16 protein-coding genes are annotated in these 19605 nt (G+C 74.8%); 15 read left to right on the top strand and 1 reads right to left on the bottom strand.

All coding sequences use genetic code 11. The features are described 5' to 3' along the window. The first annotated feature begins 15 nt into the window (after positions 1 to 15). The 15 genes from ACGFIZ_RS10115 to ACGFIZ_RS10045 all read left to right on the top strand — a co-directional run bounded on the left by ACGFIZ_RS10115 (position 16) and on the right by ACGFIZ_RS10045 (position 16639). The gene (locus ACGFIZ_RS10115) at positions 16 to 3558 is read left to right on the top strand and encodes a hypothetical protein (protein WP_393417719.1); all 3543 of its coding nucleotides are present in this window, start codon (positions 16 to 18) and stop codon (positions 3556 to 3558) included. 2 nt (positions 3559 to 3560) lie between these two features. Further along, positions 3561 to 3965 carry a hypothetical protein gene (locus ACGFIZ_RS10110; RefSeq protein WP_393417717.1) on the top strand — a complete coding sequence of 135 codons (405 nt, stop codon included), beginning with the start codon at positions 3561 to 3563 and terminating at the stop codon, positions 3963 to 3965. Positions 3966 to 4171: 206 nt separating this feature from the next. Continuing rightward, a complete protein-coding gene (locus ACGFIZ_RS10105; protein ID WP_393417715.1) occupies positions 4172 to 5707 on the top strand; it encodes a phage tail sheath family protein in 1536 nt (511 codons plus the stop codon). A 24-nt stretch (positions 5708 to 5731) separates the two neighbouring features. After that, positions 5732 to 6175 carry a phage tail protein gene (locus ACGFIZ_RS10100; RefSeq protein ID WP_393417713.1) on the top strand — a complete coding sequence of 148 codons (444 nt, stop codon included), beginning with the start codon at positions 5732 to 5734 and terminating at the stop codon, positions 6173 to 6175. A 4-nt stretch (positions 6176 to 6179) separates the two neighbouring features. Further along, on the top strand, positions 6180 to 6629 hold the full coding sequence (locus ACGFIZ_RS10095; protein WP_393417711.1) for a hypothetical protein: 450 nt from the start codon (positions 6180 to 6182) through the stop codon (positions 6627 to 6629). Then, positions 6626 to 6784, top strand: coding sequence for a DUF6760 family protein (locus tag ACGFIZ_RS10090; protein ID WP_089006791.1), 159 nt, complete (start codon positions 6626 to 6628; stop codon positions 6782 to 6784). The genes ACGFIZ_RS10095 and ACGFIZ_RS10090 overlap by 4 nt, the downstream gene beginning before the upstream one ends. Positions 6785 to 6788: 4 nt before the next feature. Beyond that, positions 6789 to 9278, top strand: coding sequence for a hypothetical protein (locus ACGFIZ_RS10085; protein ID WP_393417708.1), 2490 nt, complete (start codon positions 6789 to 6791; stop codon positions 9276 to 9278). Between the two features lie 37 nt (positions 9279 to 9315). Beyond that, entirely contained in the window at positions 9316 to 9753 is a 438-nt protein-coding gene (locus ACGFIZ_RS10080) for a phage tail protein (protein WP_393417707.1), read from the top strand. A gap of 4 nt (positions 9754 to 9757) precedes the next feature. Then, on the top strand, positions 9758 to 10534 hold the full coding sequence (locus tag ACGFIZ_RS10075; protein WP_393417705.1) for a LysM peptidoglycan-binding domain-containing protein: 777 nt from the start codon (positions 9758 to 9760) through the stop codon (positions 10532 to 10534). Continuing rightward, the gene (locus tag ACGFIZ_RS10070; RefSeq protein WP_393417703.1) at positions 10524 to 12359 is read left to right on the top strand and encodes a VgrG-related protein; all 1836 of its coding nucleotides are present in this window, start codon (positions 10524 to 10526) and stop codon (positions 12357 to 12359) included. The genes ACGFIZ_RS10075 and ACGFIZ_RS10070 overlap by 11 nt, the downstream gene beginning before the upstream one ends. A gap of 13 nt (positions 12360 to 12372) precedes the next feature. Beyond that, positions 12373 to 12654: a PAAR domain-containing protein gene (locus ACGFIZ_RS10065; RefSeq protein WP_347671217.1), complete on the top strand. Its 282-nt coding sequence runs from the start codon at positions 12373 to 12375 to the stop codon at positions 12652 to 12654. A gap of 5 nt (positions 12655 to 12659) precedes the next feature. Beyond that, positions 12660 to 13070: a GPW/gp25 family protein gene (locus ACGFIZ_RS10060; RefSeq protein ID WP_347671216.1), complete on the top strand. Its 411-nt coding sequence runs from the start codon at positions 12660 to 12662 to the stop codon at positions 13068 to 13070. Further along, positions 13070 to 15025 (top strand): putative baseplate assembly protein, encoded by a 1956-nt coding sequence (locus ACGFIZ_RS10055; RefSeq protein WP_393417701.1) that lies wholly within the window; start codon positions 13070 to 13072, stop codon positions 15023 to 15025. The genes ACGFIZ_RS10060 and ACGFIZ_RS10055 overlap by 1 nt, the downstream gene beginning before the upstream one ends. A 31-nt stretch (positions 15026 to 15056) precedes the next feature. Continuing rightward, positions 15057 to 15581, top strand: coding sequence for a phage tail protein (locus tag ACGFIZ_RS10050; RefSeq protein WP_393417699.1), 525 nt, complete (start codon positions 15057 to 15059; stop codon positions 15579 to 15581). Further along, the gene (locus ACGFIZ_RS10045; protein WP_393417697.1) at positions 15578 to 16639 is read left to right on the top strand and encodes a discoidin domain-containing protein; all 1062 of its coding nucleotides are present in this window, start codon (positions 15578 to 15580) and stop codon (positions 16637 to 16639) included. Before ACGFIZ_RS10050 ends, ACGFIZ_RS10045 begins: the two co-directional genes overlap by 4 nt. Here ACGFIZ_RS10045 and ACGFIZ_RS10040 read toward each other — a convergent pair. Next, positions 16554 to 19469, bottom strand: a complete 2916-nt coding sequence (locus tag ACGFIZ_RS10040) for a BTAD domain-containing putative transcriptional regulator (RefSeq protein WP_393417695.1) — start codon at positions 19467 to 19469, stop codon at positions 16554 to 16556. The two genes, ACGFIZ_RS10045 and ACGFIZ_RS10040, sit on opposite strands and share 86 nt — an antisense overlap. Positions 19470 to 19605: the final 136 nt, after the last annotated feature.

Raw genomic sequence — 19605 nt, 5'->3', positions numbered from 1 at the left:
GCCGGGAGGTGTGAGGTGAAGGCACCGGCCGAGGAGCGAGGCGAATCCGCGCGCCGCGCCGCGCCGGCCCCACCCCCGCGTACGGCCGTCGACCCGGAGCCCTCCACCACCGAGGTACGCGGAACCTGCCCGCGCCCGTTGAGTCCGGCGGTCGCCCAGCGGTTGCAGTCGGTGGCAGGCAACCGGGCGGTGGCGGCGCTGGTCGCCCAGCGGCGCGCCGCCGCGCCCCGTACGCCCGCCGCCCGGTCCGGTGCCGGCACCGCCGCGAGACGGCCCGGTTCGGGCGGCGCGGCGCGCGGTCCGGCCGTCCCCGCGCAGCGCGCCGCCGGACCCGCCTCCTCCGGTGCCGTCCCGACGTCCGCCTCCGCCGCCGCCCCTGGGATCGCCGGGCCGGCGGAGGCCGCGCCGGTGCAGCGGCTGGCGACCGACGCCGGCCCCGTGCACCGGCCGGGGCCGCAGGCCGATCCGAAGTTCGCCGCGTTGAAGGCCGACGTACGCGGCAAGCAGCAGTCGCTGTCGGCGCACCCGCCGGCGCAGGCGGAGGCGGCGAGGGCGCAGGGCGCGGCGAAGCCCCCGCAGGACGACAAGGAGGCCCAGGGCAAGGCAGCCAACGCGGAGAAGATGAACGCCGCCAAGCCGGGCGAGTTCGACAAGGCCGCGTTCGTCCGCGCGGTCAACGAGGCCATCGCCGCGCAGGCTCCGAAGAACCTCGACGAGGCCGACAAGTTCGGCGACTCCGGCAAGGCCGACGCGGTCAAGGGGCAGGTGCAGGGCCAGGTCACCGACGGCAAGAAAGCCTCTGCGAACGCCATCGAGACGACCACCAAGGCCCCGCCGGACACCTCGAAGGCGGTCGACAAGCAGGTCACGCCCCTGGTGGCGGACCGGCCGCCGGGCACCCCGGGCACGCCCGACCCGGCGAAGGCCGTACCGGACAAGGCGCCGCCCGCGGCGACCGACTTCTCGGACGGGCCGAAGCAGGTCGACCAGCAGATGGCCGACGCGCAGGTCACCGAGGAGCAACTGGCCAAGTCCAACGAGCCGGAGTTCACCGGTGCGCTGAAGGAGAAGGACGCCGCCGAGCAGCACGCGGCCACCGCCCCCGGCCAGGTGCGCGCGGCCGAGGCGCAGACCCTGGCCGGGGCGAAGGCGGCCGCCGGCCAGGAGGGCGCGGCGGCGATGGCCGCCCTCGCCACCGACCGCAAGCAGGCCGGGGCGCAGGTCGGGGCGGGCAAGGAGGAGGCGAAGTCCGCAGACGAGGCCAAGCGGGCGAAGGTCACGGCCGTTCTGCAGAAGGTCTTCGACGCCACGAAGAAGGACGTCGAGGAGATCCTGTCCGGGCTGGACAAGAAGGTCGACGACAAGTTCAGCGCGGGCGAGAAGGCGGCGCGGGACGCGTTCACCGCCGAGCACAAGCGGCGGATGGACGAGTACAAGGACAAGCGGTACTCGGGAATCATCGGCAAGGGCCGATGGATCAAGGACAAGTTCGCCGGGCTGCCCGAGGAGGCCAACCAGATCTTCGTCGTCGCCCGCAAGGGCTACGTCGACCGGATGCAACAGGTCATCTCCGGCGTCGCCGACGTCATCGGCGCGGAGCTGACCCGGGCCAAGCAGCGCATCGCCGCCGGCCGCAACGAGTTGCAGGCCGAGGTGCGCAAGCTCCCCGCCGACCTCCAGGCGATCGGCAAGGAGGCGGCCGGCGAGTTCGCCGGGAAGTTCGACGAGCTGACCGAGTCGGTCAACAGCAAGGGCACCGAGCTGGTGCAGACCCTCGCGTCGAAGTACAACGAGGCGCTCAAATCGGTTGACGAGGAGATCGCCGCCGAGAAGGAGAAGAACAAGGGCCTCGTCGCCAAGGCTGTCGACGCGGTCGCCGGGGTCATCAAGACGATCATGCAGCTCAAGGACATGCTGATGGGTGTCCTGGCCAAGGCCGCCCAGGCGGTCATGGCGATCATCAAGGACCCGATCGGCTTCCTGGGCAACCTGGCGAGCGCGGTCGGGGCGGGCCTGCGGCAGTTCATGGGCAACCTGCCCGAGCACCTGAAGAAGGGCCTCGTCGGCTGGCTCACCGGGGCGATGGCCGGGGCCGGGCTGGAACTGCCGGCGAAGTTCGACCTGCGCGGCATCGTCCTGATGATCGGCTCCCTGCTCGGCCTGACCTGGGCGTCCATCCGCGGCCGGATCGTCCAGCGCGGCGTGCCCGAGCAGGCGATGAGCGCGGTCGAGAGTTCCGTGCCGCTGGTGCAGAAGGTCCAGGCCCAGGGCCTCGGCGGCATGTGGGAGGAGATCCAGGACAAGGTCGGCGACCTCAAGGCCAACCTGTTCTCGAAGATCAGCGAGTACCTGATCCCGACCGTGCTGATGGCCGGCATCACCTGGATCATCTCGCTGCTCAACCCCGCGTCGGCGTTCGTCCGCGCCGTCAAGATGATCATCGACTTCGTCACGTTCATCGTGACCCAGGGCGCACAGATCATCGAGTTCGTCAACTCGGTGCTCGACGCCATCATCGCGATCGCGGGCGGCGGGACAGGCGGGGTGCCGGCGCTGATCGAGAAGGCGCTGGCGCGGTCGGTGCCGGTGCTGATCGGGGTGCTCGCCGCGGTGCTGGGCATCGGCGGGATCGCGCAGAAGGTCCAAAAGTTCTTCAAGGCCCTCAGCAAACCGGTCATGAAGGCCGTCGACTGGGTGGTCGGCAAGATCGTCGGGCTGGGCAAGAAGCTATGGGCGAAGCTGAGGGCAGGCAGCAAGGCCAAGAAGAAGCCGGAACCTGCAGACAAGACGGGGAAGGTTACCTCTGAAGAACTCGCGCGCGAAGTTAGAGAGAGCCTAGGCCCGGCCCCATCACCGGACAAGGTTGGATCGGTCGCCGACGCCGCGTATGCCCGGCACCGGCCCCGAGGGCTCAAGGCGCTTCACTTCACGCAAAATCCGAAACGGCCCGGCGAGTTCGACGTCCTAATGAAGGCGTCACCGCTCCGTCGGGTACAGGTCTTCCGCATTTCCGACCTACAACTTAATTTCCCACGCACCGCCTGCATCGTCCACGTCACCACCCCGGACGGCAAAGAAGAAAACCTCGGCAAGTTCCTCGCGGCCCGACGGCGGCCTGGCGTATCAAAGGATGACAGCAGCAATCACGCGGAACAGGTAATGATCCGCATCCTACGTAGCAGCTATTTTTCAGGCGACCGCCCTGCGGGCAGATACAGCCTTCAACTGTCACTCACGCGGAGGCCCTGCCAGGCATGCGGTCCAGCGCTGCAGGATTTCAAAGACGAACTCAAACCAAAGGGCTTTGATGTAAGTTTCTCAATCCGGATGGTGAGCGCATACTCCGGCGAGGGCGAGGACATCATGATCAGTGTCCTCAAGGCCTTGCGGGAGAAGGGGTTTGCGCTCGAGGCACTGTCCCTGCAGAAGATCATCGCTGAGAACCTGCTCGGCGATCCGGCGGCCGGCCTGTCCGAACAGGACAAGGAGCGCCTAGAGTCGTGCCTGCAGGAGGTCAAGGCAGCCTTGGACAAGGCAGAGGTCAAGAAGGGCAGCTAACAGTGTCGAATGCGGGCCAGAGCGACCAGCTCGATCTACACGAGCGGGACAAGAGGCGAATCATTGAAAGGCTCACGTCAGCTGGGTGGAAGATGGCCGAGGGGGCCACGATCCTCAACCGAGCTTCGCTGGTCTACGAGAGTGAGCAACTAAGCCTCGAGGTGACCCAAGACGACCAGTATCGGGAGTTGTTGTTAACCCTGGTCAGTGCCGACGGCGGCGAGCTCACCGTCTTTCCCGCGTACGGCGAAAGGCTGGACGCCACGCTTGAGGCGATCATCGGCTTTCAAGACCGAATCAGCCCGGACAACTTCCAGGACATGCTCCGAGAGTTGGTCGCAGCCTGCCCGGAGGTTTACTTCCAGACGGAAGAGGACGACGAGCCCCGCCTCCTGACGGCCGACTAACGAGGCCAGTTGGTCGGGCGACCCGAGTCCGATCGGGTCGCCCATGCCGCCTTGGCGCTGAGGCCAGCCGTCGAGCCCTCGTCAGCGATCATGGTTGCCCATATGGGAACCGGCCTTTTCCCGATCAAGCGGCCCGGCGGACGTTTGACCGGCGTAACCGGCGCGCGATGCTCGACTCGACCCTGACTGAGGGACGAGGAGGCGTGATGCCCAACTACCTGGCGCCGGGCGTGTACGTCGAGGAAGTGGAGTCCGGCTCCCGCCCCATCGAGGGCGTCGGCACCGCCGTCGCCGCGTTCGTCGGCTTCGCCGCGCAGGGGCCGTTCAACACGCCGACCCTGGTGACCAACTGGAGCCAGTACTCGCAGATCTTCGGCGAGTTCGCCCCCGACTGCTACCTGGGCCACGCCGTCTACGGGTACTTCATGCAGGGCGGCGGCGCCGCGTACATCGTGCGGGTCGGTGGCGACCGGGCCGAGGAGGCCCTGCCGGCCGCGCCCCCGCCGGCCGCGATCCTCGGCACGTACCGGGTGGTCGCCCGCGCCCTGCCCGAGGGCGCCCCCGACGATATCTCGGTGGAGGTCGCCGACCCGCCGGAGGGCGCCGGCGAGGACCGGTTCAACCTGGTGGTCAAGCGCGGCGGCCAGGTGGTCGAGACGTTCGAGTCGGTGACCACGAAGCGCGGCAAGGACAACGTGGTGACCGTGGTCCGCGAGCGGTCCAAGCTGATCACGATCGAGGAGGCTGCGCCGACCGGCCAACTGGCCCGGCCCAGTGGCGGCGAGGTGTCGCTGACCGGCGTCGGCCCCGGGCCGACCTCGGCGCCGGAGACCGTCTCGGCCGACGAGTACGTGGGAGACGCGGCGGAGCGTACCGGCTTCGGCGGCCTGGAGGCCGTCGACGAGGTGACCATGGTCGCGGTGCCCGACCTGATGGGGGCGTACCAGCGCGGCGCGATCGACCTGGAGTCGGTGCAGGCCGTGCAGTCGGCGATGATCGCCCACTGCGAGCTGATGGGCGACCGGATGGCCATCCTGGACCCGCCGCCCGGCCTGTCCCCGCAGCAGGTCAGGGAGTGGCGCACCGACCAGGCGGGCTACGACTCGAAGTACGCCACGCTCTACTACCCGTGGATCAAGGTGTTCGACCCGCTGACCGGCACCAACCGGTTCATGCCGCCGTCGGGCCACCTGGCCGGGGTGTGGGCCCGCAACGACGCCAACCGGGGCGTACACAAGGCCCCCGCGAACGAGCCGATCCGCGGCGCGGTGGCGCTGGAGACCCAGCTGACCCGTACGGAGCAGGAGCTGTTGAATCCGCTCGGCATCAACTGCATCCGCGCCTTCCCCGGCCGGGGCATCCTCGTCTGGGGCGCCCGCACCCTGTCGTCCGACCCGGCGTGGCGGTACCTGAACGTCCGGCGGCTGTTCAACTACCTGGAGGAGTCGATCCTCAACGGCACCCAGTGGGTCGTCTTCGAGCCCAACGACGACATGCTCTGGGCTCGGGTCCGCCGCACCATCAGCGCGTTCCTGGTCAACGAGTGGCGGCGGGGCGCGCTGTTCGGGCTCACCCCCGACGAGGCGTTCTACGTCAAGTGCGACCGGGAGACCAACCCGGCCGAGAGCATCGACGCCGGCCAGGTCGTCTGCCAGATCGGCGTCGCGCCGGTGAAGCCCGCCGAGTTCGTCATCTTCCAGCTGGCGCAGCTGTCCGGCGGCACCAGCCTCGTCAACGAGTAGTCCCCGTAGCGTCAGGAGGCCGTCGTGCCGCTTCCCGATTTCGACTCCGCCGTCGGCCACTCGTTCGGGCTGGAGGTGGACAGCGTCGTCATCCGCCAGATCACCGAGGTCTCCGGCCTCAAGATGGAGCAGGACGTCATCGAGTACAAGTCGAACACCGCCGACGGCAAGTTCGTCGTACGCAAGGCGCCCGGCGCGCCGAAGGCCGGCGAGGTCACGCTGACCCGGGGCCTGACCGCCGACAACAGCTTCGAGCGGTGGATCAAGGACTGCCGCTTCGGCAAGATGGGCGACGCCCGCAAGGGCGGCGCCATCATCGTCTTCGACTACGAGGGCTTCCCGATCAAGCGGTACAAGCTCACCAACGCGTGGCCGAAGAGCCTGGAGATCAGCTCGCTCAAGGCCGGCGACACCAGCGTGCTCACCGAGAAGCTCGTGGTGACGTACGAGGCGATGGAGGTCGAGTAGCCCCATGCGCCGTACGTCGTCGCTGGTCCCGCCGCCCGGCCCCGAGCCGGCCGAGCCGCCCGCCGTCGCCCCGCGGCGCGAGACGCTGCGCACGGAGTTCCCGTTCGAGCTGCCCCGCGGGTACGTCGACGGCTCCGGCACGGTGCACCGGGACGGGGTGATGCGGCTGGCGACCGCGCGGGACGAGCTGGTGCCGCTGCGCGACGACCGGGTACGGGAGAACCCCGCGTACCTCACGGTGGTGCTGCTCAGCCGGGTGATCACCCGGATCGGCACGGTGGTGGACGTGCACCCCGGCGTGGTGGAGGACCTGTTCGCCTCCGACCTGGCGTTCCTGCAGGACATGTACCGGCGGATCAACAGCGAGGGGCACACCCGCGCGAGCGTGGTGTGTCCGGAGTGCCGGCACCGCTTCGCGGTCGACCTCGCCGGCGGGCGCCTGGGGGAATCGTGACGTACGCGGCCGACCGCATCTACTCCGAGGTCGCGTACGTCGCCTACCACTTCCACTGGTCGCTGGACGAGATCCTCGACCTCGAACACGGCGAGCGGCTGCGGTACGTGGCCGAGATCGCGAGCATCAACACCCGGATCAGTCAGGGACGGTGACCCGATGCTGTGGCCGTGGCGCCGGCGTTCGCAGCGGACCGCGCAGCGGTCCACCGCCGACGCGCCCGCTCCGGCCGCCACCGCGCCGCCCGACGCCGGCCCGAAGGAAGGCCGCCCGGACGAGCCGAAGGAGATCCGCCGGGGCGAGCCGAAGGAGATCCGTCGGGGCGAGCCCCCCGCCTGGCAACAGCTCCCGCCGATCCAGCGGGTCACCCCCGACGAGCCACGGCTGAACCTGCCCGAGGCGTTCACCGGCTCGCTGGCCGCCTGGCGCGACCCGTCGTACCTGGCGCCGCTCGGGCACCTCGTCGGGGACGCCGAGCCGGCCGGCGTGCTGCACGGCGCGGCCGTACCGGTGGACGGGCCGGCGGCCCCGGAGCCCGCCGCCCGCCCGCCCGCCGATGACCCCGCGCCGCTGCCCCTCGCCGTTCCGGAGTCGGGCGCCCGCCGCGCGGCGCCCACCGTGCAGCGGCAGGTCGCCCAGGCATACGGGCATCGGCCGGTGCCGAACCCGCCGGCCGTGCCGCCAGGCGGCGAGCCGATGCCGGTCAGCCGATCGGTAGCGGCGGACGCGGCACAGGTGAGCCGACCGGTGGCGGCCGACGTGGCGCAGGCCGGCCGGCCGGTGCCGCTGGAGCCGGTGTCGGTCAGCCGGCTGCTGGCCGCGCCCCCGCCGGCGGTGGAGCTGCACCTGCCGGCCGTCGACCCACCGCCCGGCGCGGGCGGGCGGCCCGGCGACGCCAGCGCGTCCGAGCCCACCCGCACCGTCCAGCGGGCCGGCGACGCCGGCCTGTCCGGGCCCACCGACCGGCCGACCGACACCCCGGCCGTCGACGCCGACCCTCCCGAGCCCGTCGACCCACCGGAGGCGCCGACCCTGGGGCGGGACGCCCCCGTCACTGTGGAGGCGGCCGGCGCGCTGCCCGAGCCGTCGCCGCCGTCGGAGGCCGCCGGGCCGCCGGCGTCCGGCGCCGGACGGTCCGCACCCGACCTGCCCGTGCAGCGGGTGCCGGCCGACGGCCCGAGGCCGCCCCGCCGGCTCGGCCTGGGCGAGCCGATCGTCTCCCCGCTGCTCCCGCCGCGCGAGGCCCCGGCACCGACCCCTCGCGACATCACCGGTCCGCCGGTCCAACGCGTTTCGCCCGGGGACGACGCGCCGGTCCAGCGCGTGCCGACCGGGGACGCCGCCCCGGCGCTGGTCCACCGGCCGCCCGCCGAGGCGGACGAGGCCACCCCCGTCCCGGTGGGCGACACCGGCCAGTCGGACGACGGCGGCAACCCCGGCCGACAGGACGACCAGGACGCCGGCCTGGCGGAGGACGCGATGCCCGCGACGGTCGACCAGGCCGGGCTGCTCGGCGAGGTCGCCGTCTCCCGCCTCGCCGCCGACGGCCCCATCACGCCCGTCGACCCCGCACGACACCACGGCGACGCCGAGGCCGCCGGTGGTCCTCCCCCGGCGGTCGGCGACCTGCCGCTCACCGGCCCGACACCTCAGCGGGACACCGCGCTGCCGGGCACCGCCGCGACACCAGCCGTACTGGGCACGGGCGGCACGCCTCCCGGGCAGCCGCAGCCCGTGCAGACGTTCGTGCCGCCGGACGGCGGGGCGTCCACCGAGGCGCGCGTGGCGCCGTTGCTCGCCCCGCCGCCCGGCCCCACACAGTCCGGGGCCGACGGGGAGCCGACCGCGCTGCCGGGCCGGGACGGCCCGGCAGCGAGCCCCGGAACAGGAGACGTCGACCTGCCGGTGGTGTCCCGGGTGGAGACGCCAACGGCCGCGCACCAGACGCCCGTGGGATCGGCGGCCGAGCTGACCAGGGGCGGGCAGCCGGACGGCGCACCCGATCCCCCGCCCCTGGTCGTCGCGCGGCTGGTCGGCGACCGCCCGCTGCGGCTGCTGACCGGGGACGCGCCGGCCGCGCCCGCGCCGGCCGGCCCGAGCGTGCAGCGGATCACCTGGCAGCGCGACGGCGCACCCGTACCCGCAGCCGTGCCCGAACCGCAGCGGCCACAGCCGGGCCCGCTCGCGGTCGTACCCGATCTGCCCGGCGTCCCCGCGACCGTCCGGGCCGCACCGGCCGGGGACGCCGGGCCCGCACCAGTGCAGCGGTGGGTGGGCGCACTGCCCGGCTCGCCGCCCGACCGGCCAAACCCGGTAGGCGACGGCCTGCTGTGGGCGTACCCCGGTGGCGGGCCGGAACCGGCGGCGGCCGGGCCGGGCCGGGACCCGCCCGGCCCGGTCGTGCAGCGGGCCGAACCGGCCGACCCGCCGCCGCCCGCCGACGCGGCCGGCCCACCCGCGAGCGCGGCCCCGCCGCCCGGCGCGGAGCCCGCGGCGGCCGGCCGCCCGGCGGCGCCTGGTGCCCCGCCGGGCGGCGGGACGGAGCCGGAGGAACTGTTGAAGAAGCTGTACGACCCGCTGCTGCGCCGGTTGAAGACCGAACTGCGCCTCGACCGGGAGCGGCACGGGGTGCTCGGCGGCCCAGGCTGACGAACAGCCGCCAGCCGCGCCGACCAGGGAGGGATGGATGGCCAAGGACGACGTCGCCGTCGCGATCGCGTTCGTCGTGCGGATCGACGACCAGGATCTCGGCGCGTTCAACACCTGCGACGGGCTGGGCTGCGAGGTGGTCGTCGAGCAGCGGGAGGAGGGCGGCAACAACGGGCACGTGTGGCAGCTGCCCACCCGGATGAAGTTCTCCAACGTCAAGCTCTCCCGGCCGATCACGGCGGACAGCGCCAAGCTGATGCGCTGGTTCTCCGGCATGGCCAGCGGGATCACCCGCAAGACCGCCACGATCGAGGCGCGCACCCTGGAGGGCACGGTGATCGCCCGCTGGGGCCTGCTCGACGTCATCCCGGTGCGGTGGAGCGGGCCGCAGCTCAGCCCGGACAACCCGAAGGTCGCGGTGGAGACGCTGGAGCTGGCCCACCACGGCTTCTTCGGCCCCGGGACCGGGGGGTGAGCCCGTGAGCACTTCGCCTGTCACGTTCACCGCCGCCGGGAGCCCCGGTGGCCGGGGCGGCGGCGCGCCGCCGCAGCTGACGCACGCGTACCTGCAACTGCACGAGCCGCCCCGCAACGGCGGCACCGCCTCCCCCGGGCCGCAGTTGGGCCGGATCCCGTTCCAGTTCAACCCGAAGGAGTTGGCGCTGACGAAGACCGCCAAGTGGAAGCGGGACGCGCAGCGCAACGCGAAGAAGAGCGGCGTGCCGGAGTTCACCGGCTCGGACCCGTGCAAGCTGACGCTGGAGATGTTCTTCGACGCCACCGACACGATGGACAGTTCGGTGGTGCGGCGGGTCGAGGAGCTGTTCGCCTGCTGCGTGCCGACCGACGCGAGCCGGCAGCAGAAGAAGGGCTCGCCGCCGTGGGTGGTGTTCCACTGGGGCGGCATGGTCGGCTTCCCGTCCTTCGTGGCCAGCGTCAGCGCCAAGTACACCCTGTTCACCCCGGGCGGCACGCCGGTGCGGGCGCTGTGCACGGTCGCCCTGGAGGAGATCTCCGGCGAGCAGCCGGGGCAGAACCCGACCTCCGGGGCCCGGGAGGCCCGGGACATCCACGTCGTCGTCGCCGGGGACACCCTGCACTCGGTGGCCTACCAGGCGTACGGGCGGTCCGGGCTGTGGCGCCGCATCGCCGAGGCGAACGACATCGACGACCCGATGCGGCTGCGTCCCGGCACCGCGCTGCTGGTGCCCGCCCCGGAGGAACTGACCCCTTCGGACGGCGCCCGTGGCCAATGAGCAGTTCGCCAACGCCCTCCTCGTCGAGGTGGGCGGCAGCCCGCTGCCCGCGGAGGTCGCGGCGCTGCTGACGTACGCGGCGGTCGACGACAGCCGCAACCTGCCCGACCGGTTCGTGCTGCGCTACCGGGACCCGGACCGGACGGTGCTGGCCAAGGGCGGGTTCGCCATCGGCGCCCCGGTGCGGCTGAGCGTGCAGACGTCCGACCCGGGCGGGCCGGCGCCGCTGCTCACCGGCGAGGTCACCGCCCTGGAGTACGAGCTGGACGCCTCCGGCTCGTTCACCGAGGTACGCGGCCTGGACCTGGCGCACCGGCTGCTGCGGGGCCGGCGGGTGGCCGCGTACCCGGGAATGAGCGTGCCCGACGTGGTGCGGAAGGTGGCCCGGCGGGCCGGGCTGAAGGCGGGCCGGATCGACCCCGTGACCGGCGTCGGCGGCGAGCCGGAGGCGCAGCTCAGCCAGGACAACGTCAGCGACTGGACGTTCCTCAACCGGCTCGCCGGGCTGGTCGGCGCGCAGGTGCTGGTGCTGGACGGGGAGCTGCACCTGCGGATGCCCGAGCCGCCGGCCGGCGCCCCGGACCCGTCCGCGCGGGCCACCCAGGACCCGCTGGTGCTGGAGGTCAACCGGAACCTGATCGCGCTGCGCGCCGGGGTCACCGCCACCGCCCAGGTGCCCGAGGTGGCCGCGCGCGGCTGGGACCCGGCCACGAAGCGGGCGGTCAGCGCGACCGCCGTGCCGAAGGTGCCCGGCGCGGAGGGCATCGGCGTGGACCCGGCCGCGCTGGGCAGGCAGGTGGGCAGCCCGCCGTACCTGGTGGCGGACCCGACCCTGGGCTCGGACGCCGCGGTGCGGGCGGTGGCCGGCGCGCTGGCCGGCGACCTCGGCGGCGGCTGCGCCGAGATCGAGGGGGTGGCGAAGGGCAACGCCCGGCTGCGCGCGGGCGCGGCGGTGGCGCTGGCCAACGTCGGCGAGCCGTTCCAGGGCCGGTACGTGCTGACCAGCACCCGGCACGTGTTCAGCGAGCAGGCCGGCTACACCACGGCGTTCACCGTCTCCGGCCGCTCCGACCGCTCCCTCTACGGGCTGACGGCCGGGGCGGCGCGCGCGGACCGGGCCGGCGACGGGCTGGTCCCGGCGGTGGTCAGCGACGTGAAGGACCCGAAGAAGCTCGGCCGGGTCCGGCTCACCCTGCCGTGGCTGGACGGGGCGTACACCACCGGCTGGGCGCGCGTGGTGCAGCCCGGGGCGGGCGCCGGCCGGGGGGCGGTGCTGCTGCCGGAGGTGGGCGACGAGGTGCTGGTCGGATTCACCGGCGGCAGCCTGGACGCCGCGTACGTCCTCGGTGGGCTGCACAACGGCACCGACGCGCCCCCGCGGCTGGACACCGAGACGGTGGACGGCAGCAGCGGCCGGATCGCCGCCCGGGCGCTGGTGTCCCGCACCGGCCACCGCCTGGAACTGCTGGAGGCCGGCAGCGGCCCGGACGGGGTGCTGCTCGCCACCGGGGACCGGAAGTTCACCCTGCGCCTGGACCGGACCGGCCGCCAGATCGAGATCGTCAGCGACGGGAAGGTGAGCGTCCGGGCCCGCAACGGGATCAGCCTGGACGCCGGCTCCGGGCCGCTGGAGCTGGCCGGGCAGCAGGTCACCGTCACGGCGAAGGGCGACGTGGGGATCGAGGGCCAGGGCCGGGTGAGCGTACGCGGCTCCGCCGGCGCGTCGGTGGAGGGCGCGACGGTCAAGGTCACCGGGCAGGGCAACGCGGAGCTGACCGCCGGCGGGCCGGTCACGGTTCGCGGCGCCGTGGTCCGGATCAACTGAGGGAGGAGGTGCCGTGCCACCAGCCGCTCGCGTCGGCGACCCGACCGCGCACCCCGGCACGGTCGGGGGGCCGGGCGTGCCCACCGTCCTCATCGGCGGGCAGCCCGCCGCCACCGTGGGCACCATGCACGCCTGCGCGTTCCCGGGCACGCCACCGCATCCGCCGTCGCCGCTGCTGCCGCCCGGGTGCCCCACGGTGCTCATCGGCGGCCGGCCCGCCGCCCGGCTCGGCGACCTCGCCGCCTGCGGGGCGCCGATCGTCGCCGGCTGCCCGACCGTGCTGATCGGCGGGTGAGGCGGATGGCTGCGGACTTCGTCGGCGCCGGCTGGGCGTTCCCGCTGCGTACCGACCCGACCGGCGGGATCGCCCTGGTCCGCGGGGACCGCGAGGTGGTGGAGAGCATCCGCCTGATCCTCGGTACGGCCCCCGGCGAGCGGCCGGGCCGGCCCGAGTTCGGGTGCGCGATCCACGAGCTGGTGTTCGCCCCGGCGGACCCGTCCACCGCCGGTCAGATCGCCTACCAGGTGCGCCTGGCGCTGGAGCGGTGGGAGCCGCGCATCGAGCTGGACGACGTGCTGGTCGACTTCGTCGACCCCGCCAACGGGGAGCTACACATCGACATCCGCTACCGGCTGCGCCAGGACAACGACCCGCGCAACCTGGTCTTCCCGTTCTACGTCATCCCCGCGCACGACCCGGGAGCCCCGTGATGGCCCTGCCCGCGCCCCACCTCGACGACCGCCGCTTCCAGGACCTGGTGGACGACGCGAAGCGCCTGGTGCAGCGGCGCTGCCCGGAGTGGACGGACCACAACGTCTCCGACCCGGGGGTGACCCTGATCGAGACGTTCGCGTACATGGTCGACCAGCTGCTCTACCGGCTCAACCGGGTGCCGGACCGGCACTACGTGAAGTTTCTCGACCTGCTCGGCGTCACCCCGTTCCCGCCGGCGGTGGCCTCGACGGACGTGACGTTCTGGCTGTCCGCGCCGCGCGACACGCCGGTCGTCGTGCCCGCCGGCACGCACGTGGCGACCGTCCGCGGCGAGAACGTCGAGCCGGTGACCTTCGAGACGCTGCGCGAGCTGACCGTGCCGCCGTGCCGACTGGTCCGGGTGCTGACCGTGCCGGCCGGGGGCCAGCCGGCGGACCGGACGGGCGACCTGGGCGGCGCCGACCGGGTGCCCGCGTTCGCCGACCCGCCGGCGCCCGGCGACGCCGTGCTGTTCGGCCTCGACGGGGCGGTGCCGGGCTGCGCGGTGCTGCTCACCATGGACTGGGCGGTGGCCGGGCGCGGGGTGGACCCGACGAACGCGCCGCTGGTGTGGGAGGCGTGGACGGACGGCGGCTGGGCGGAGTGCCCGGTGGAGCGGGACACCACGGGCGCGCTCAACCGGGCCGGCGAGGTGGTGCTGCACGTGCCGGCCGGGCACGTCGCGTCGGTGGTGGCGCGGCACCGGGCGGGCTGGCTGCGCTGCCGGCTGCGGGAGCCTGCCCCCGGGCAGCCGTTCTTCCACGCCCCGCCGCGGCTGGGGCGGGCCGCCGCGGACACCGTCGGCGGCACCGTGGCGGCGTGCCACGCGGAGCTGATCGCCGGGGAGACCCTCGGCGCGGCCGAGGGGGTGCCGGGCCAGCGGTTCACGGTGCAGCGGGCGCCGATCGTGGCCGCCGACCGCGCGGTCGAGATCGAGGTGGGCACCGCCGACGGGTGGCAGACCTGGCGGGAGGTGACGAGCTTCGCCGACTCCGGGCCGCAGGACCGGCACGTCCGCGTGGACCGGGCCAGCGGGGAGGTCAGCTTCGGGCCGGCCGTCCGGCAGCCCGACGGCACGGTACGCCGGTACGGGGCGGTGCCGCCGAAGGGGGCGGTGATCAGGATTCCGGCGTACCGGACGGGCGGTGGGCGGCAGGGCAACGTGGCCGCCCGCACGCTGACCGTGCTGCGCGACCCGGTGCCGTTCGTGTCGACGGTGACCAACCGGGCGGCGGCGACCGGCGGGGTCGACGGCGAGTCGCTGGACGAGACGTCGGTGCGGGGGCCGCTGACGCTGCGGACCCGGGAGCGGGCGGTCACCGCCGCGGACTACGAGCAGCTGGCCCGGCAGGCCGCGCCGGAGGTGCTGCGGGTGCGGTGCGTGCCGGCGGGCGACGGCTCGACGGCGGTGCGGGTGCTGGTCGTGCCGGCGCTGGGCGAGCACGGGGACGCCGACGACGACGCGGCCCGGTTCGCCGCGCTGCTGCCCCGGGAGGAGACGCTGGAGCGGATCCGGGCGTTCCTCGACGAGCGCCGCTGCGTGGGCGCCCGGGTGCTGGTGGAGCCGCCCTTCTACCAGGGGGTGACGGTGGTCGCCCAGGTCCGGGCCCGGCCCCGGGGCGGCGGGTCGAACGCCGACCTGCGCCGACGGGCGGTGCGCGCGCTCTACGACTACCTGGATCCGGTCCACGGCGGCCCCGACGGCGCGGGGTGGCCGTTCGGCCGGCCGGTCCAGTCGGGCGAGGTGCACGCCGTGCTCCAGCGCGTCGACGGGGTGGACCTGGTGGAGGACGTCCGGCTGTTCGGGGCCGACCCGAGGACCGGGGAGCGCGGCGAGGCCGTGCAGCGCGTCGAGCTCGGCGTCAACGCGCTCGCCTTCTCGTACGGGCACCAGGTGCGGGTCGCCGGGTGAGCGGCCGGGTCGCCGAGGTCAGGAGGGGATCATGCGGGGTTCCGTACCGGGGCTGGCCAGCCCGCACCCGATCGGGCAGCAACTGCCCGCGGTGTACCAGGAGGACGACTTCGCGCAGCGGTTCACCGCCGGGCTGGACGACGTACTGGCCCCGATCCTGCTGACGCTCGACTGCCTGGACGCGTACTTCGACCTGGAGCTGGCGCCGCCGGACTTCCTCGACTGGCTGGCCGGCTGGGTGGCCGCGCCGGCGGACGCCGACCGGCCCCCGCAGTCGCGGCGGGACCTCGTCCGGCACGCCGTCGAGGTGCACCGCTGGCGCGGGACGGCCCGGGGCGTGGCGCTGGCGCTGGAGGTCGCCACGGGGGCGCGGGTGGAGGTGACCGACAACGGCGGGGTGACCTGCTCGGCGACGCCGACCGGCGCGCCGCCGCCCGAGGAGGCGCCGGAGGTCCGGGTCCGGGTCGAGGGGAATGTCGACGAGGCGCTGGTGCGTCAGGTCCTGGCGTCCGCCGTGCCGGCCCACGTCCGCTGGACGCTGGAGACGGGATCATGATCACCTGTACGGAGTGCGGCGCGACCAACGGCCACGACGACCAGTTCTGCGGCACCTGCGGCGAGTTCCTGCACTGGGACGACGGCAGCCGGCCCGATCCCCCGCGGCCGAAGCCCGCGCAGCCCGTGCAGCCGGTGCAGCCGGTGCAGCCCGTCCAGCCGGTGCAGCCCGTGCAGCCGGTGCAGCCCGTGCAGCCGGTGCAGCCCGTGCAGCCGGTGCAGCCCGTGCAGCCGGGGCCGCCGAACCGCCACGGGCAGCAGGCCGACCCGGTCCCTTCGCCGGTGGAGGACCCGGTCGACCCGCCGCCCCGCCCGCCGGACCCGAAGCTGGCCTGCCCGGCCTGCGGCGTCGACAACGCTCCGAGCCGGCGGTTCTGCCGCTCGTGCGGCGGCGAACTGGTCGCGCCGGCGGGACCGGCGCCGCGGCGGACCTGGTGGCGGCGGTGGTGGGACCGGCTGCGCCGCCGGGCGCCCCGCCGCCGCTCGCTGCGGGACGACCGGCGGGCCGCCCGGGCGACCCGCCGGATGCTGCTGATCGTGCTCGCCCTCTGCGTCGTCGGGGTGCTGGCCGTCGTCGGGCCGCCCCTGGCCCGGCGGGCCGTGGACGAGGTACGGGACCGCACCGAGGACCCGGCGTCGCTCGTCCCCGCCTCGGTGACGGCGTCGTCGGAGGCGTCCGGTGCCGGCGCGCCCCGGCTGACCGACGGGGCGAACAACCGGTACTGGGCGCCGAGCGGGGAGGCCGTCGACGCGTGGGTGGAGGGCCGATTCGCCGAGCCCGTGCGGCTGCTCACCGTGGTGATCACCCCGGGGGTCGGCCCGCGGCGGCAGGCGTTCCTGTCCGCCGGTCGGCCGCGCGGGCTGACCGTGGTCGCCGTCGACGCCGGCGGCAGGCAGCACCGGGCGGACGTCGAGCTGCGCGACGAACCCGGGCCGCAGCAGTTCGACGTCGAGGCGTCGGACGTGGTGCGGGTCAGGCTGGTGGTCCGTTCGACGTACGGCCCCGGACTGACGCCGTCCGTGGCGATCGGGGAAGCGGAATTCTTCGGTCGGCGCTGACCGTGGCGGCCGGCGGGGTGCCGGCGATCGGGGACGGGTCGAGCCCTAGGGAGACGAGCACGTCGGCGTACCGGCGGCGGGCGTGCTCGGCCGCGGCGGCGTTGCCCGCCCGGTCGTGGGCGGCGATCAGCAGCCGCCAGCCCGCGTCGTGGCAGGGGTCGATCTCGACGCAGCGGGCGGCCATCGCCGCCGCCGGCTCGGCGCCGGTGGCGCCGTCCACCCCGCGCAGCGCGGCCTCGGCGAGCCGGGCCGCGGCGTCCGCCGCCTGCCGGCGCAGGGTCTCCCGCTCGGCCACCACCCACTCCGCCGGGCCGTCCTCCGGCAGGAGCTCACCGCCGTACGCGGCCACCGCCGTACGTAGGTCGTCCAGCGCCCGCGGGTCGCGGCTGGACCCGCGCCGGGACGCCCGCTCCAGCGCCCGCCGGAACTCGGTGACGTCGCACCACGCGTCCGACGGCAGGGCCAGCAGGTACGCGTCCCCGTCGCGGTGCAGCAGCGTCTCCCGCTCGCCGGCCGGCAACCGGGTGTCCAGGAAGCGGCGCAGGCTGGACAGGGCGACGTGCAGGGTGCGGGTGGCCGCCGCCGGGTCGGTGTCCGGCCAGAGCGCGCCGAGCAGCCGGTCCCGGTGCACGGGCCGCCCGGCGTACATGGCGAGGATGCGGGCCACCGCCCGGGCCCGGGGACGCAGCGGCGACCAGTTCAGCGGCTCCCCGTGCAGGCAGACCCGGAAGCCGCCCAGGCAGCGTACGGTCAGCGGGGCGCTGTCCGGCGCGGACCGGGCCGGGCGGGGCTCCGGGGTGAGCCAGGCGGCCACCGCCGCCCGGGGCAGTCCGGCCTGCTCGGCGACGGCGCGCACGGCCGACAGCGCCGATCTCCTGTCGGGCGCGGCGGGCACGCCCGCGGCGAGGGCGAGCACCCGCGCCCCCGGCACCCCGGCGGCGCGCGCGGTGCCCTCCGCCCGGCGGACCTCGACCTCGGCGTCGGGCAGCCGGGCGCGCACGGCGGCCAGGGCGAGCAGGGCCTGCGCCCAGGCGACGAGCGCGCCGCTGTCCACCGCGCGGGCCCGGTCGAGCAACCGGCCCGCCTCGTCGACCTCGGGCCCGCCGCGCAGCGAGCGGGCCAGCGCGGCACACCCGGCCGTGAGCAGCGCCCCCCACCGGTCGCCCAGCCGGTCGCACTCCTCCACGACGGCGGCCGCCTCCTTGAGGTCGGCTTCCGCCCCGCCGAGCGCGGGCACCGCCCGGGCGAGCCGGGCCAGCCACGGCAGGCCCGCCTGGTCGGCGTCCAGGCCGACGGCGGCGGCCGCGGCGGACGCGTGCGGGTCGCCGCCGGTGAGCGCGGCGGCGGCGCGCAGCAACCGGCACGCGAGGCCGACCGGGCCGGCGTCGGCGGGGACCGGGCGGTCCAGCACGCGTAGCGCCTCGGTGGCGTGCCCGGCCAGCAGCAACGCCGCCGCGCGGACCAGGGTGTCCTCGGCGCCGGTCAGCCGCTCCGCCTCGCCGACCACGACGACCGGGTGCCGGCGGGTGGCGGTACGCAGCCAGCCGGACCAGTGGCCGCGCCAGTTCGGCCCGTCCGGCAGCCACGCCGTCACGGCGGCGCGTAGCTGACGGCAGCGGTCGGCGCCCGGCCCGGCGGCGCCGAACATCGCCTCGGCCCGGCGCAGCAGCGGCACCGCCGCCGCCAGCTGACCCTCGTTGATCCGGTGCTGTGCGTCGGCCAGCACCAGCCACGGGTCCTCGGCGATGAACCAGGCGGGCAGCAGGTCGGACCAGGGGTCGAGGCCCCGCGCGGCGACGGCGGTGCCGGCGGCGTCGAGCAGCCGGTGCACGTCCGGCCACCGCTGTGCGCGGGCGAAGCAGCGGGCTGCCTCCAGCGCCGCGCCCTCCTCGGCGAGCACCCGCCCGGCGCGGGCGTGCCAGGCCCGGGCCCCGGCCTCCCCCAGGTCCTCCGTCAGCGCCGCGATCAGGTGGGCGCGCAGCACCTCGTGGTACGTGAAGGAGCGGCCGCCGTCGTGGGAGACGGTGAACGCCTGACGGCGTTCCAGCTCCTCGAGTGCGGCCTGCCCGTCGCCGCCGCCCAGCAGCCGGTCGCACCGCTCGGCGGTCAGGGTCTCGAACACGCAGGTCCGCACGAGGAACCGGCGCAGGGACGGGACCAGCTCCGCCAGCACGGTGCGGGTGAGGTAGTCCCGCGACAGCGCCGAGCGCGCGCCCAGCGCGGCGACGGCCCGGCGGCGGTCGGGCAGCGGCTGGCCCCGGGTCGACAGGTGGTACAGCTTGAGGCCGGCCGCCCAGCCGCCGAGCCGGCGGGCCAGGGCCGCGACGTCGTCGGCGGGCAGCGGCTCCCGGTAGACGTCGCGCAGCAGTCGCTCGACCTCCCAGGTGCGGAACCGCAACTGGTCGGCGTCGACGACGATGCTGTCGGAGAACTCGTGCCGGGCCAGGATGACCGACGGGGTGCGCCGGGTGCCGACGAGCACCCGCAGTCCGTCCCGGGTCAGGGCGAGGGCCCGATCCAGCAGGACGGACTCCCCCGTCGAGCCCTCGACGAGGTGCAGGTCGTCGAGGATCAGCAGGCCGCGCTCGCCGTCGGGCAGCGCCGCGTCCAGCCGGGCCAGCGCCTGCGCCGGGCCGGCGTCCGACGGCACGGTACGCAGCCAGCCCACCGGGCCGGGAACGGTCGCCGCGTACTGGGCGAGGAGGGTGGTCTTGCCGGATCCGGCGGGGGCGACGACCAGGCCGAGCGACCGCGGCCGCGCGTTCAACGAGGTGATGAGCCTCGACCGGACGAGGCCCGGCGCCGGGTGGCCAGCCCACTCCGTCGGCATCGTCCACCACCTCCCGAGGTCGACGGCCGTTGGACCGGCCCCGTGACCAGCGACACACCGATAGTAGTCATCGAGGCGGCCGTGTAGCTGCCCGTGATCGGACACACACCGTCGATGCACCCCCGGTCGCCGACAT

Origin of the sequence: Micromonospora sp. NPDC048830 (assembly GCF_043198215.1) — a bacterium.
GTDB lineage: Bacteria > Actinomycetota > Actinomycetes > Mycobacteriales > Micromonosporaceae > Micromonospora.
The sequence above is the reverse complement of the archived record's forward strand: the minus strand, read 5'-3'. Positions and strand labels throughout refer to the sequence as shown.